Source organism: Kitasatospora hibisci (assembly GCF_043950205.1).
GTDB classification, from domain to species: Bacteria; Actinomycetota; Actinomycetes; order Streptomycetales; family Streptomycetaceae; genus Kitasatospora; species Kitasatospora hibisci.
The window spans coordinates 4,427,369-4,440,877 of the sequence record NZ_CP171642.1 but is presented as its reverse complement, the minus strand read 5'-3'; the positions used below and the strand labels follow the sequence as shown (position 1 = coordinate 4,440,877).

Sequence of the window (13,509 nt, the reverse complement as noted above, 5' to 3'; positions counted from 1 at the left end):
ACCTTTAACCACCCCCCATTAATCACCCTGATGGGGTCGAAGCCCGGCGTTTCAGCCCGCCGGGCTCTCATCATTCAGGCGGACAACGTTCCGCCCGTCCTGCGGACGCGACCGGCCGATTCGGTGCGGAAGGTCCGCCGCTCGGGCCCGCGCACCCGCCGCTGGTACGCCTCCGTCTGGCGCACCACAACAACTCCATGCTTCGGCCGTCCGTGCCTTCGATCCTTCGTCACGGACGCGCCGATTTCGCCCCCGCTGCTGCGGGTGCCGCTCCAGGGTTAGACGGGCCCTGTCGATGCGCACCGCAGTGGCGGGGGCCTTTCTGTGTTTAAGCCCCCGTCGCGCTGCGCTGTCCAGTTCCTACGCTCCATTGGGACCCTGTGAGTAACAGCCACGATCAGACCGTCCGTGCCGCAGTCGCCAAGGCGACCGAGGAAACAGCAACAGCAGCCCAGAAGAAACTGACCGGCAAGGAAGCAAGCGCTCTCCGTGGCCGTCTTGCAGTTCGGTACGGCATTCCAATTCAGCTCGCTGATCGCCTGAAGGGCGATACAGAGGCGGAGCTGACCGCCGATGCCGAGCGGCTAGGTGCCATTGCGAAGAGCAGTGCCCCCGCGCAGCTGCCCGCGCCGCCAGTCCAGGCCCAGCCAGCTTCCGGCGGAACGCCCAGCGTTGGCCCCGGGAATTTCCAGAGCATCGGCGACATGATGGCCCGCTTCACCAGCGAGGTCATCCGGCGCCGATTCGAGTCATAGCCGTCTACCCCTAGGAATCGCTGAATGACCTCACCCAACCATTTCGAGCAGTCCGACATCATGGCCAGGGTCGGCATTGGCCTTCTCGAAGCCCAGCTAGTCCTCGGCCGGCTCGTCCACCGCGACGCCGAGAAGGACTTTTCCGGCGGTGTCGGCAGCCGCGTGCGCGTGCGCCTGCCCAATATTGTCAAGGCACAGGCGTTCACCGGCAGTGTGAGCGCCATTGCGACTCAGATCAACGAGCGTTCCGTTCCCGTGGAGCTGAAGACGCACGCCGTGAGCGCCGTTGATCTCACCGATGAAGATCTCACGCTGGACATTGTCGATTTCGGTGCGCAGGTTCTCGTGCCGCAGACGGCCGGTGTCGGTGAATTCGTGGAGCAGACCATTGCGGCGGAGATGAACAAGCTTTCCACCGCCGCCAACGCGCTGGAGATCGACGCCGCATTCCCGCGTAAGGCCGTGATCGCTGCGGGCGCCGTGCTCGACAAGGCCAAGGTCGGCAACCGCCGGTACCTTGTGGTCGATGCGGATGTGAAGGCCGCCATGCTGGCCGATCCGAACCTGTCGGCCGTAGACGACGCGGGCAGCGCCAACACCCTGCGGGAAGGCGTTGTAGGCCGCCTGTACGGCTTCGATGTGTACTTCTCTCCGTTCATCAAGGGTGCTGTCGCGTTCGCCTCCGAGGCATTTGCCCTGGCCGTCCGTGCGCCGAACGCCCCGCTTGGCGTCGCGTACGCAGCCTCGGTCCAGAGCCAGGGCTACGCGCTGCGGTACCTGCGGGACTTCAACTCCGAGGCACTTCAAGAGCGTTCGATCGTTTCGACGTTCGTCGGCGCGACCACGCTCGATGCCAACCGTGCTGTGGGTCTCAAGCTCAAGTCGGCCTGAAAGTAGCGGTATTGAGGGTGGGGGGCGACCCCCTTCCCGGTCTTCCCCTATCGCTACGTGATAGCAGGATCCGGCCTGGCTACGGGTCTCCCAACCTGAGTGATCTTGAAAATCCCCTGCGACATAAGGGCGAGGTCCGTTTTCAGGGGTGGGAAATACGCGCGCGTGCAGGGAGCGCGTGCACGTGACGCGAGCGTGAGTGCGCACGCGAGGGCGCCGACCGGCAGGCGACGCCCATGGGAGTGCCACGCCGAGCCGTGGGCGGCCCGGCAGCATGCCGGAGCCCAACCAGTCCACCCGACCTCCCTCGGGCCGCCAAATCTTCGCTCTGGCAGCAAGGCAGGTTCCTCTATGCGCACCACTCACCCGCAGTGCGGGCGGTCATGGTCCGGCCAGCGCGCCGAGCACTGCCCGGCCTGTCACGAGACGTTCGCCAGCACCCGAGCGGGCGACGCCCACCGCACAGGCCCGCACCATGCTCGCTACTGCCTCCCGCCCGCCACGGTGGGCCTCTGGCAGGACGACCGTGGACTGTGGCGCCGACGCCCCTACCGGGACCGTTGAGCGCCCTCATGCCCCCGCCTGGCCCTTCACAGGGTCGGGCGGGGGCCCTTCGTCGTTTGCCCTGACGCCCTCTTGTGCTGATCGACTGACGGGGCGATAGTCGTGCAACTGACTGCAATCGGCTCGACACAGGGAGATGTCATGAGGTTGCGTTTCCTCGGGATCATTCCGAACACCCCCGTCGACGACTCGCCGACGATCTGGCTGGACGAGGACACCGGTGATCTCCTGATCCAGTCCTACAAGGCCACCGAAGAAGAGGTGAAGGCGTGTCAGGAGATCGGGTCAATTCCCGGTCACAGCACGGACGTTCCCGGACACGAGACGATCATCCGGCTTCCCGCCGTGATGCTGAAGTACATCCCGCGACCGGAGGGCGGAAACGGTGAAGTACCCCGTACGTGAGGGCTTGACCAAGGCACGACACTCCGCCGTGCACCTAGAGATGCGCGACAGCTACACGCCTGACGATCCCGAGTTCGCGCGCTGGCGTGCGGGCCATCGGTACCGCAACGATCCGGCGAACCTGCCTGACTGGTGGGGATCCTGGGCCGACCTTGCTGCCGAGACCGTCGGACGCGGAGTGGTCATGCGGCGGGCCCGAATCGTCTCGGAGCCGGTGACGGACTACATCCGGTACGAGCACGACCTTACGTTCGCCAACGTCGCAGCGGGCGAACAGGTCCGCTGGCTGCCCCGGCGAAGGGCTGCCGACATTGCCCTGCCAGGAACGGACCTGTGGATGTTCGACGGGTCGACAGTGCTGTTCACGTACTTCTCCGGGGTCGGGGAGGTCGTGGACCGGGAGTGGCGGACGGACCCGGCCGCCGTGGATTTGGTGAGTTCCGCCTTCGAAGCGGTGTGGGAGCGCGCCACGCCGCACGAGGATTACAAGCTGGTCTGACCGATCATGTCCGTGTCTGGTTCGTCCCACGTCCAAGCTGCCCGGCAAGTCCTTGCAGATCGCCTCCGGGAGATGTGCAAGGACGCCGGGCTGGACGGCAAGCAACTCGCCGCCCTGTGCGGCTGGCACCCGTCCAAGGTGTCCCGGATCGCCGGCGCCAAGACGTCGCCCTCCGCCGACGATCTGCGCGCCTGGTGCAGTGCCTGCGGCCGGGAGGACGAGACGGCGGATCTGGTCGCCTCCCTGCGCGCCGTGGAAGGCATGTGGGTCGAGTGGCGCCGCATGGAGCGTGCGGGGCTGCGAAGGGCGCAACAGGCCGTTCTGCCGTTGTTCGAACGGACTCACTGGTTCCGGGCCTACTCGTCTTGGCTTGTGCCCGGCCTCCTTCAAACGTACGGCTACACCGAGGACGTGTTGCGCGCCGTTCAACAAAGGCGCGTGTCAGTCGACGATGTGGCCGACGCGGTAGCGGTTCGAATGGAGCGGCAACGCGTGCTCCGCGACGGACACCGGCGGTTTGCGTTCCTGCTGGAGGAGTCCGTCCTTCGCAACGGGCTGGGTGACGCCGATACCCAAGCCGAGCAGCTTGAACGGCTGGTCGCCGTGAGCGCACTGCCGAACGTCAGCGTTGGGGTCGTCCCCACTCGACTGCACCGTGCCCGGATGCCCGTTGAGGGATTTTGGATCTTCGACACGGCGCAAGTGAACGTTGAGCTTGTCTCTGGACATCTCACGCTGACGCAGCCCAGCGAGGTGGCTATGTACGCCGACACGTTCGCCACCCTGGCAGACATGGCGGTCTACGGCCTGAAGGCCCGAGCGCTGATCACCGCAGCCACTAATGCCCTCGGGTGACGGCCTGCAATCTCGTGCAATCTCATAGATCCCAACTTGCTTGACTACCTAGCGTGTTGCCCATCGGTTCTGACCAGTCCGAGGGAGTGGCCCGCATGGCGGTGAGCACCAGCACACGCAAGCCCAAGACCCGCGAGGAGTACCGGGCCGAGCAGCGCCAACGCGACCCCATCAACAACCCGCTCACCGGCTACGACGCCGAGCTGTCCATGCGGGTGACGCGTGACGGCATCCTGCGCGAGTGGCCTCCCTGCACCTGCGGCGCGGATCACTGCCCCGACAAGGGGGCCGCGTGATGCTGTACGAGATCACCCGGCGTTTGCCCGAGGAGCGGCCCACGGACGCCGGAGAGTGCCCCACCTGCCGGTGGTACGACGCCATGGCGCAGCAGGCGATCCAGGACCCGGAGGGGCTGAACTACTCGCTCCGCACGGACGTGAGGATCCTCCGCCGCCGACACGCCGAGTCGGGGGAGTGCCTGACCCCCGGGGGCCCCCGTGGCTGACCGCCAGGACGACGCGCAACCGGCCCTTGACAGCCCCGCCGAGGACTCTGACCCGCTGGACCCGTTCGGGTGGCTGAGGGCCCACCGCTGGCCCCCGGAGCGACCCGCCGGACCCCGGCCGGTCCTCACCCCGGAAGAGCACACAGAGGTGCCCCTGACGGCCGAGGAGCGGCAGAGGCGTGCCGAGCTGCTGGCCCGCGTGCGCGAGGCCAACCACCCGAGCCGCTGATGGACCCCTACGCCCCTCCCGTCTTCGGTATCGGCGGGCTGTGGGCGGGACAGCGCCGAGCACGCGACGGCCTACCTGCCCCGGTGCCCTGGTGGCAGCAGAACCGGCCCTCTTGGGCCCCACAGACTCCCGCCCGCAGCAGGCGACCCCAGCGGATTCGCCGGCTGCCGGATGCGGGCAGCCAAATCCCCTCCCGCACAAGCGGGTTGGGTCCGAACCAGAGCTAGGAGAGTCCGCAGTGACCTCGATCAGCACGGAACGGATCATCGGCCGGACCCTGGTGGACCCGGCGCTGTTCGGGCGCTTGGTCGCCCGGATCGTCAAGGACGAGGACATGGACCAGGCGCTCGCCGAGAGGGTCATGGACCAGGCGCTCGCTTTCCTCGGGGCGTGTGCCGTCAACCCGGACGCCGGGCTGTCCCCCTCGGGCCTGGTGGACGTCGGATGGCACACGTTCATCCTGCACACCCGGGACTACGCGAGGTTCTGCCGCTCGGTGGCCGGGCGGTTCCTCCACCACGTGCCGACCGATGGCCCGGACGAGTCCACCAAGGGCGTGAGCATCGCCGCCACGGTGGCCATCATCGAGGCCAGCGGGTTCGCCGTGGACACCGAGCTGTGGAGCATGTCCGCCGACTGCTCGGAGGGCAGCGGCGGTGACGGCAGCGACACCAGCGGAAGCGGCAACTGCTCGCAGTGCCACCGTGGTTGCCACAACAGCTAGCAACTGATCACCTGGCCCGCCCCCTCTGTTCCCCGGAGCGGGGCGGGCCCGAACCCGAAGGACCCACGATGGGTTACGCCTGGAACGACCTGCCGGACGAGTTGCGCGCGAGCATCGAAGGCCGGACGGGGGTGGTCGACGGCGCCGTGTCGCCCACGGCCGGGACCGTCTCCGACTTCGCCGCCACTCTGGAGACGACCGGTGGGCAGGTGTTCTGCAAGGCCGTCCGCGAGGACAACGCCAAGGCGTGGATGCACCGCCTTGAGTCGGTCGTGAACACCGTGATCCCGGCGAGCATCGCCCCCCGGATGCTCTGGAAGATCGAGGCCGCCGGGTGGCTGGCCCTCGGGTTCGAATACGCCCCCGGCAGGCACGCGGACCTGTCGCCCGGCTCCGCCGATCTGCCGCTGATCAGCCGGACGCTGGAAATGCTCGCCGAGACGCTGACCCCGGCCCCACCCCTGCGGGCCTTCAGCCTGGCCGACCGGTGGTCCGGTCAGGACTTCTGGCACAAGATCGGCGACCAGCACCGTGACCGGCTCGACCCGTGGATCATGGAACGGCTCGACACGCTGATCATGGCCGAACGCGAAGCACCCGACCTGATCGACGGCAAGACCCTGGTCCACACTGACCTGACTGGCCCCAACCTCATGGTGGACGGCGACACCGTACGCGTCATCGACTGGGCATTCCCCGCCCCCGGCGCGCCATGGGCCGACACGGCATACGTGGTCATCCGGCTGATCGAGGCCGGACACACGCCCGAGGAAGCCGAACAATGGGCCGACAGCGTGGCCATGTGGCGGGAAGCCTCCCCGTGGTCCATCACAGCCTTCGGCGCGATCCTCACCGGTCTGTGGACCCTGCGCGCCGCCGAGACCCCGGGTGCGCCGTGGGACGGGCTCAGCACCCCCGGGCTGACCTGGCTCCGCCACCGGCTCAGGTAGCCGTCCAAGACCGGCCCGGCCGCCTACGTCCCCCGCGAGGCGGTCGGGCCCCTGACTCCCGCTGCCGGGGAAGGCACGCCAAGCGCAGCGGGTCCGGCCCCGGTCGTGCGGTCTCATTCCCGTGACGGATGGCCGGGGATCCCATACCCAACGGGGCGAATACGTGTACGGTTATCGCAGTCACGCGCCCTCATGGCCGGTGTTCAACGCGGCCAGGAGGTCGGACACTTCGGCTCCACGGACCTCCCCGACCACCAGCCGGTCGGGGCGCATCCGCAGGGCCTGGCGGACGAGGTCGCGCAAGGTCAGCTCGCCCATCCCCTCCTGGTTGGGCGGCCGGCTCTGCAACCGGACCACGTGTGGGTGGGCCGGGCGGAGCTCGGCCGAGTCCTCGACGACGACGATCCGTTCGTCCGGTCCGGCCAGCCCGAGCAGGGCCGACAGCAGCGTGGTCTTGCCGGTGCCCGTCCCGCCCGAGATCAGCAGGGACAACCGCGCGCGCAGGATGTCCGCCAGCAGCCCGGCGCCGGCCTCGGGGACCGCCCCGCCGGCCACCAACTCGTCGAGCGTGAACGGGCGGGGTCGGCAGACCCGGAGCGAGATGTGGGTGCAGCCGGTCGCGATCGGCGGCAGCACTGCATGCAGGCGCGTGCCGTCCGGGAGCCGTGCATCCACCCAGGGTCGGGCGTCGTCGAGTCGCCGCCCGGCCGCCGTGGCCAGCCGGTGGGCCAGCCGCCGGACCGCCTCGGCATCGGCGAATCGGACACCGACGGCCCGCCGCAGCCCGCCGCCGCGGTCCACCCAGACCTCGTTCGGACCGTTCACCAGGACGTCCGTGACGTCGGGCGCCGCCAGCAGCCGGTCCAGCGGGCCCGCACCCACCAGCTCGGCGCGCAGCGACCGCACCGTGTCGAGGACTTCGTCACCCCCGAGCGGCGGCCTGGTGGCCCGCAGCGCCGCCGCGACGGACCCGGCCGTCGGCGGCGCCCCGGACTCCGCCAACCGGAGCCGCACCGCGTCCACCAGCGCCGCGGCGCGCTCCTCCCGGGCGGTTCGCCCGTAGGGGTTCGGCTCCGGGCCCGGACGGCGCCCCGGCGGCCCGTCGGCCGCCGTGACGCTGCTCAGCCACCGGTGCTCCCGCGCACCAGTCCTCTCGGTCGGGCCGCCGGCCGCCGCCCCACTGCACATCCTGCGCAGACGGACCATCAGTAGACACCTCCTCCGACCGCCGGAACCGGCGGCAGCACCTCGTCCAGGAAGGTTTGGCAGAACCGCGCCAGCGGTCCGCCCTCGCGGATTCCGGGCGGCACGCCCTGCTCCACGTCGACGGCCAGGCCGGGCTCGCCCTCCAGGACACCCGCGAGCTTCAGCCGAAGCCCGCGGGCGATCCGGTGGGCCGGGAGTCCGAAGGGGCGCAGCGGGCGCACCACGACCCGCAGGTCGTCTAGCCGCATCCGGGCGCAGGCTGCGACCCGGTCGGCGGCAGCCACTGCGCGCAGCTCGGCGGGAACCACCAGCAGCGCCGTGTCCGCCTGCTCAAGCGCCTGGCCGGCCGCCGGATCGAGGTGGCGCGGGACGTCGACCACGACCAGCCCCCCGCGCCGCCGGGCGGCGGCCAGCACACTGCGCATCGCCTCGGGCGGCACGGCGAGCATGTCGCCACGGTCCCAGGAGAGGCAGGAGAGCGCGGTCAGCCGTTTCAGCACCGGCAGCGCCTTGGCCAGTTCGGCGCCGCTGACCCGGCCGCGGGCACCGGCCAGGTCGGGCCAGCGCAGGCCACCGGCCGTCTCGCCGCCGAGCAGGATGTCGATCCCGCCGCCCAGCGGATCGCCGTCGACGAGTATGGTCCGGCGGCCCGTCCGGGCGGCCGTGACCGCGAGCGCGCAGGCCAGGGTGGAAGCGCCGGCACCACCGCGGCCGCCGAGGACCGCGACGGTGAGCGCGGGTGTGCCGACCCCCTCGACCGCGTCGGCGATCCGGTCGAGCAGCCACGCCTCCGCGTCGGGCAGGAACAGCACGTGCTCGGCGCCGAGTTGGACGGCTCTGACCCACACGCCGGGGTCGTCGAGGTCCAGCCCGAGCAGCAGCACGCCGGTGCGGCGGGGCATCACCGCACACCGCTCGACCTGGTCGTCCCCGACCAGCACGAGCGAGGAGCCCTCCCAGAGGTCGCGCGGCGGCGGGGCGCCCCGGATCAGCCGGGGTTCGGTGCCGGCGGCCGCGCAGAGCCGCAGCAGGTGCTCGGCCAGGGCCTCGTCGTCGGTGACGACCAGCGGGCCCGCCCCCGGGCCCGGTGCGGCGGTGTATCCGGCGATCGGCGTCGACATGGTGCTCTCCCCTCAGCGGGCGCCCATCCCGCGCGAGGCGGTCCGGGACGCGTCCGGATGGTCCGGCAGGCGGCCGGCCAGGACCTCGCAAGGAGGCCGCGGCAGCCGCTGCCGTGCACCACGGTGGGGGGAGGTGCGGTTTCCGTCAGGCGGGTTCCGAATCCCTGTGGACAACTCGGGGGCTGTGGATAACAACGTTCACCCGGGCGGGGGGCTATTGCGCAAAGAATTGACGAAAAGGCCTCACTGTGGAGAACCGCCCGACCGGGCGCCTGCCCGGCAGCGGGCACGCCGACGCCCGGAGGGGCACGCGGTACGGCCCCGCCGGCCACCGCTCGCCGCCCCTTCGAGCACCTCCGCGCCCGCCCTCCGAGCGGTCCTTCGGGGTCACTCCGACCCTTCGCGGCGGGCATGCCGAAGCGGCCGACCACCAGGTGCGACCGGCAACGCAGAGTGACGAAGGTGGGTCGGCGGACCCGCGACCCGACATCCCCTGTAGACCACCCCCGGGAGCGGCGAGGCATCTGCCGCACAGGCCGTTCAACCCCTGAAAATGGCCCCGGACGTGCGACGACCCCCGCCGGGGGGGAGAGCGGGGGTCGTCTATCCACAGCCCGACTCGGGGGGGAGGAGCCGGACCGGGTTAGCACGGTCGCGAACGATCCGTGACTTCCATGGTGTACCCGAGCGGCCAGAAACACAAACCCGCACGCCCACGAGTACACCGAATGGCGGCCCGTTTTGCGGCGCCCTCTATCCTCGGTTCCCGTGGACACCACCGAGAACGCCGACGAGTACGCCGACGAGTCCGCGGACTCCACCACCGGGTCCGCCGAGACGGCCGACGCCGCCCCGGAAACGGCTCCCGAGACACTGTCCGAGACCCCCTCCGGGACACCCGGAACCACCGGCGGGGCCACCACCGGTCCGGCCGCCGGAGCCGCGGACGCCGGTCGGGGCGCCGAGACTCCCGGGACCGCCGAACCGGCCGAGCCCGCCGGAAGCACCTCCCCCGGACCCCCGCCCGCCCGCACCCGCCCAGTCGGCCCGCGGACCGCGGCCTTCTTCGACCTCGACAAGACCATCATCGCCAAGTCGAGCGCCCTCGCCTTCAGCCGCCCCTTCTACCAGGGCGGCCTGATCAACCGTCGGGCCGTACTGCGCAGCGCGTACGCCCAGTTCGTCTTCCTGGTCGGCGGCGCGGACCACGACCAGATGGAGAAGATGCGCGAGTACCTCTCCGCGCTCACCCGGGGCTGGAACGTCCAGCAGGTCCGCGAGATCGTCGCCGAGACCCTGCACAACCTGATCGACCCGATCATCTACGACGAGGCCGCCTCGCTGATCGAGCAGCACCACGCGGCCGGCCGCGACGTGGTGATCGTGAGCAGCTCCGGCTCCGAGGTGGTCGAGCCGATCGGCGCCCTGCTCGGCGCGGACCACGTGATCGCCACCCGGCTGAAGATCGAGGACGGCCGCTACACCGGCGAGATCGAGTACTACGCCTACGCCGAGAACAAGGCCGCCGCCATCCGGGAGTTGGCCGAGGTCGAGGGCTACGACCTGGCCGCGTGCTACGCGTACAGCGACTCCTCCACCGACCTCCCGCTGCTGGAGGCGGTGGGCCACCCGTCCGCTGTCAACCCGGACCGGGCACTGCGCAAGGAGGCGGTGGCCCGCGAGTGGCCGGTGCTGGTCTTCGACCGACCGGTGGAACTGCGGCGCCGGCTCCCGGAGTTCTCCACGCCGAGCCGTTCGGTGTTGACCGCGGTGGCGGTCGGCACGGCGGTGCTCACCGCAGGGGTGGTCTGGTACGCCGCGCGCCGCCGCCGCCCGGCCGCCTGAGCGGAGCCCGCGCGCACCAGGCGGGGTCGAACCCCCGCGCCCGCAGCCGAACACGGCCCACGAACCGGCGGAGGGGACCGCTAAACCCTGCACTTTGGGACAAAACGGGCAAAAGCCGAAGACTTCTCGTTTCGGGTTCCCCTTTCGCCCGAAACGCGATACAAATGAAGCACGGCCCGCGAGACCCGGTCAGGACCCGAAGAGGTCAAACCGACAACGCAGTTCAGGCCCCACGGACCGTGTGTACAGTAGCCGAGCACCCACATGCAGCCGACCCGCTGTCGGGCCGCCGGACCAGACGAACGGGCAGGATCCCCGTCTGATCGGCACTTCCGGTGCATGCATGGTCACCCGGTACCTGTGCCAGCGGCGGCACCCGGCAGGATCAGGTGCCGCCGCATCCGCATGCTCCCGGGCCGGCGCGTCCGCGCCCCCGCACCCGACGGCACCGGCCGGGCCGGAGCCGTCAGACCATCCCCCGCTGCATCGCCTCGCAGACCGCCGTGCTCTCGCGCGCGCCGAGCCGAAGCGCCCGCCCGCAGTGGCCGATCCAGGCCGCCATACCCTCCGGGGTGCCCGCCAGGTAGCCCGCAAGCGCCCGCCAGTAGGACTCCGTGCCGAGCTCCGCGAGACCGACCTCGGCCGGGCAGATCGACTTCGGGTCGAGCCCCTCGGCGATCAGCACGATCCGCTGCGCGGCCCGCGCGATCACCCCGTTGTGGGCGCCGAACGGGCGCAGGGCCAGCAGTTCCCCGTGCACCACCGAGGCGACCACCAGGGCCGGGGTCCCGACGCCCTGCCCCTCGGCCCGTGCGACCAGCAGCCGGGACAGCTGGTCGAGCCGGGCCGCGACCTCCTCGGCCCCCGGCGCGGGCGGAAGCGCGGCCGGCGGCCCGGCCGGCGCCGGAGCGGCGCCGACGCCCTCCACCGGCTGGAGCTCCAGCGGGAACAGATCCTCGGCGGGCTCGCCGGCCTGTCGCGGCCGACCCGCCGCCGGGTCCGCGTCGCCGACCGCCAGCAGGTGCAGCCGGGCCAGCACCTGCAGCGGCGAGTGCCGCCAGACGCTCAGCAGCTGGCCCGCCTCGGCGGCGATCCGCAGGGCGGCGCCGACGGTGCGGGCCTCCTCGTCGGCGCTGAAGTCGCTGCGGCGGCGCACCTCCTCCAGCGGCCAGTCGGCCCCGGCCAGCGCTGCTGAGGCGCGGGCGCCGCGCAGGGCGGACTCGGAGGTGACCTCGGCCGCGCGGCGGCGCATCACCCGGTGCCCGTAGAGGCGGTCGACGGCCTTGCGCACCTCGGCCACCGCGTCCGGCACCCCGGGGAGCTGGGCCAGCGGGGCGAGGGGATCTGTTCCAGTGCTCACCTACCCGAGAGTAGTGACCGGACGCCTCTGCTGGAACAGCAACCCCGCATCACCCGTTCGAGGCAATCGTCACTTCCCTCCGACGACGAACCCGAAACCGCCGATAGCATGGCCGCTATCGGAGACGATAACGATTTCCAACTATGGGGATCGTCCTGCCTCGGCGCGGTCGGCACCGGCTCTGGACGAGCGGCCCGGAGCGGCGCGGGCGAGGCACCGAGCACGAGGCCCGAGGGCGGGCCCCAGAGCGAGAGCCGGAGTTCCAGATGAAGATCGCGTTCGTCGGCAAGGGCGGCAGCGGGAAGACCACGCTGTCCTCACTGTTCATCCGCCACCTGGCCGCCACCGGCCGCCCGGTCATCGCCGTCGACGCCGACATCAACCAACACCTCGGCCCGGCACTCGGCCTGGCGGACGCCCAGGCCGCAGAGCTGCCGGCGCTCGGCGCCCACCTGCCCGAGATCAAGGAGTACCTGCGCGGCTCCAACCCCCTGATCCGCTCCGCCGAGGAGATGATCAAGACCACCCCGCCCGGCCGGGGGTCGCGCCTGCTGCGGATCGTCGAGGAGAACCCGGTGTACGCGGCCTGCGCGCGCCCGATCGCGCTGGACGAGGGATCGGTGCGACTGCTGGTGACCGGCGCGTTCACCGAGGAGGACCTCGGGGTCGCCTGCTACCACTCCAAGGTGGGCGCGGTCGAGCTGCTGCTCAACCACCTGGTGGACGGCCGGGACGAGTACGTGGTCACCGACATGACGGCGGGCTCCGACTCGTTCGCCTCCGGGCTGTTCACCCGCTTCGACCTCACCTTCCTGGTGGTCGAGCCGACCCGCAAGGGCGTCTCGGTCTACCACCAGTACAAGGACTACGCGCGCGACTTCGACGTGCAGCTCCGGGTGGTCGGCAACAAGGTGCAGGGCCCGGACGACCTGGACTTCCTCCGCCGCGAGGTCGGCGACGACCTGCTGACCGCCTTCGGGCACTCGGACTGGGTCCGCCGGCTGGAGCAGGGCGCGGAGCCGCCGCTGCGGGCGTTGGAGCCCGGCAACCGGACCGTGCTGGAGCGGCTGCGCGAGGAGGCCGACGCCGCGCACGAGCTGCGGGACGCCCGCCGCTACACCGAGCAGGCCGTCCTCTTCCACCTCCGCAACGCCGAGAGCTGGGCCAACGCCAAGGTCGGGATCGACCTCGCCACCCAGGTGGACCACGAGTTCGTCCTCGGCGGCGAGCAGGCCGCGACCGCGGGGGCACTCGGCTGAGCAGCATCCGGTCGGCCGAGCGTCGCGCACCGCCGACCGGAGCAACCGCCGAACGGGCTGCGGCCCCCACCACCCGGGGGGCCGCAGCCCGTTCCGTTTCGCGCCCGCGGAGGGCGACCCCGGGCCGCCTCGCCGAACCTCACCGCCCGAGCCCGCCCGAGCCCGCCACCAGCAGATTCCCGTCTGTTCGGCCACCACCCAATGGGGTGAATCGGGCGCTTTGTCACTGTCGCCCGGGATGACGCTGTGCAAAGCTTTCATTACCCTCGGTTTACCGAGTCTTGATGGTCCTCTGCAAGGCAGCCGCCCACTGCCTCGCCGAGGCCCCAGATGGTCCGCGG

At 70.9% G+C, this 13,509-nt stretch carries 14 protein-coding genes and 2 pseudogenes; 13 read left to right on the top strand and 3 right to left on the bottom strand.

Annotation, left to right across the window (positions count from 1 at the left end; translation table 11 throughout):
- The first annotated feature begins 380 nt into the window (after window positions 1-380).
- From ACF9IK_RS19240 to ACF9IK_RS19195, 11 genes are all read left to right on the top strand, one after another.
- Window positions 381-755, top strand: coding sequence for a hypothetical protein (locus ACF9IK_RS19240; protein WP_395295413.1), 375 nt, complete (start codon window positions 381-383; stop codon window positions 753-755).
- 24 nt (window positions 756-779) lie between these two features.
- The gene (locus ACF9IK_RS19235; protein WP_395295412.1) at window positions 780-1,646 is read left to right on the top strand and encodes a P22 phage major capsid protein family protein; all 867 of its coding nucleotides are present in this window, start codon (window positions 780-782) and stop codon (window positions 1,644-1,646) included.
- 351 nt (window positions 1,647-1,997) lie between these two features.
- Window positions 1,998-2,210 (top strand): hypothetical protein, encoded by a 213-nt coding sequence (locus ACF9IK_RS37050; RefSeq protein ID WP_428846372.1) that lies wholly within the window; start codon window positions 1,998-2,000, stop codon window positions 2,208-2,210.
- A gap of 141 nt (window positions 2,211-2,351) precedes the next feature.
- Complete coding sequence (locus tag ACF9IK_RS19230) at window positions 2,352-2,615, top strand: hypothetical protein (protein ID WP_350558561.1); 264 nt, start codon at window positions 2,352-2,354, stop codon at window positions 2,613-2,615.
- On the top strand, window positions 2,596-3,114 hold the full coding sequence (locus ACF9IK_RS19225; RefSeq protein WP_395295411.1) for a DUF6879 family protein: 519 nt from the start codon (window positions 2,596-2,598) through the stop codon (window positions 3,112-3,114). Before ACF9IK_RS19230 ends, ACF9IK_RS19225 begins: the two co-directional genes overlap by 20 nt.
- A 6-nt stretch (window positions 3,115-3,120) precedes the next feature.
- A complete protein-coding gene (locus ACF9IK_RS19220) occupies window positions 3,121-3,969 on the top strand; it encodes a helix-turn-helix domain-containing protein (protein WP_395295410.1) in 849 nt (282 codons plus the stop codon).
- Between the two features lie 95 nt (window positions 3,970-4,064).
- Entirely contained in the window at window positions 4,065-4,265 is a 201-nt protein-coding gene (locus ACF9IK_RS19215; RefSeq protein ID WP_395295409.1) for a hypothetical protein, read from the top strand.
- Window positions 4,265-4,474 (top strand): hypothetical protein, encoded by a 210-nt coding sequence (locus ACF9IK_RS19210; protein ID WP_395295408.1) that lies wholly within the window; start codon window positions 4,265-4,267, stop codon window positions 4,472-4,474. Before ACF9IK_RS19215 ends, ACF9IK_RS19210 begins: the two co-directional genes overlap by 1 nt.
- Entirely contained in the window at window positions 4,467-4,703 is a 237-nt protein-coding gene (locus ACF9IK_RS19205) for a hypothetical protein (protein ID WP_395295407.1), read from the top strand. The genes ACF9IK_RS19210 and ACF9IK_RS19205 overlap by 8 nt, the downstream gene beginning before the upstream one ends.
- Window positions 4,704-4,941: 238 nt before the next feature.
- Window positions 4,942-5,427, top strand: coding sequence for a glycine-rich domain-containing protein (locus ACF9IK_RS19200; protein WP_395295406.1), 486 nt, complete (start codon window positions 4,942-4,944; stop codon window positions 5,425-5,427).
- A gap of 68 nt (window positions 5,428-5,495) precedes the next feature.
- On the top strand, window positions 5,496-6,377 hold the full coding sequence (locus ACF9IK_RS19195; protein WP_395295405.1) for a phosphotransferase family protein: 882 nt from the start codon (window positions 5,496-5,498) through the stop codon (window positions 6,375-6,377).
- Window positions 6,378-6,563: 186 nt separating this feature from the next.
- On the opposite strand, the pseudogene ACF9IK_RS19190 reads toward ACF9IK_RS19195, so the two are convergent.
- Window positions 6,564-7,583 (bottom strand): annotated as a pseudogene (locus ACF9IK_RS19190) (TadA family conjugal transfer-associated ATPase); the annotation flags it as partial.
- Window positions 7,583-8,704, bottom strand: coding sequence for a septum site-determining protein Ssd (gene ssd / locus ACF9IK_RS19185; protein ID WP_395295404.1), 1,122 nt, complete (start codon window positions 8,702-8,704; stop codon window positions 7,583-7,585). The gene ssd and the pseudogene ACF9IK_RS19190, both read right to left, overlap by 1 nt.
- A gap of 1,047 nt (window positions 8,705-9,751) precedes the next feature.
- Here ssd and ACF9IK_RS19180 point away from each other — a divergent pair.
- A pseudogene (locus ACF9IK_RS19180) lies at window positions 9,752-10,549 on the top strand (HAD family hydrolase); the annotation flags it as partial.
- Window positions 10,550-11,015: 466 nt separating this feature from the next.
- Here the strand turns inward: ACF9IK_RS19180 and ACF9IK_RS19175 are convergent.
- Window positions 11,016-11,909, bottom strand: a complete 894-nt coding sequence (locus ACF9IK_RS19175) for an oxidoreductase (protein WP_395295403.1) — start codon at window positions 11,907-11,909, stop codon at window positions 11,016-11,018.
- Window positions 11,910-12,175: 266 nt separating this feature from the next.
- On the opposite strand from ACF9IK_RS19175, the gene ACF9IK_RS19170 reads away from it, so the two are divergent.
- Window positions 12,176-13,168: an ATP-binding protein gene (locus ACF9IK_RS19170; RefSeq protein ID WP_395295402.1), complete on the top strand. Its 993-nt coding sequence runs from the start codon at window positions 12,176-12,178 to the stop codon at window positions 13,166-13,168.
- Window positions 13,169-13,509: the final 341 nt, after the last annotated feature.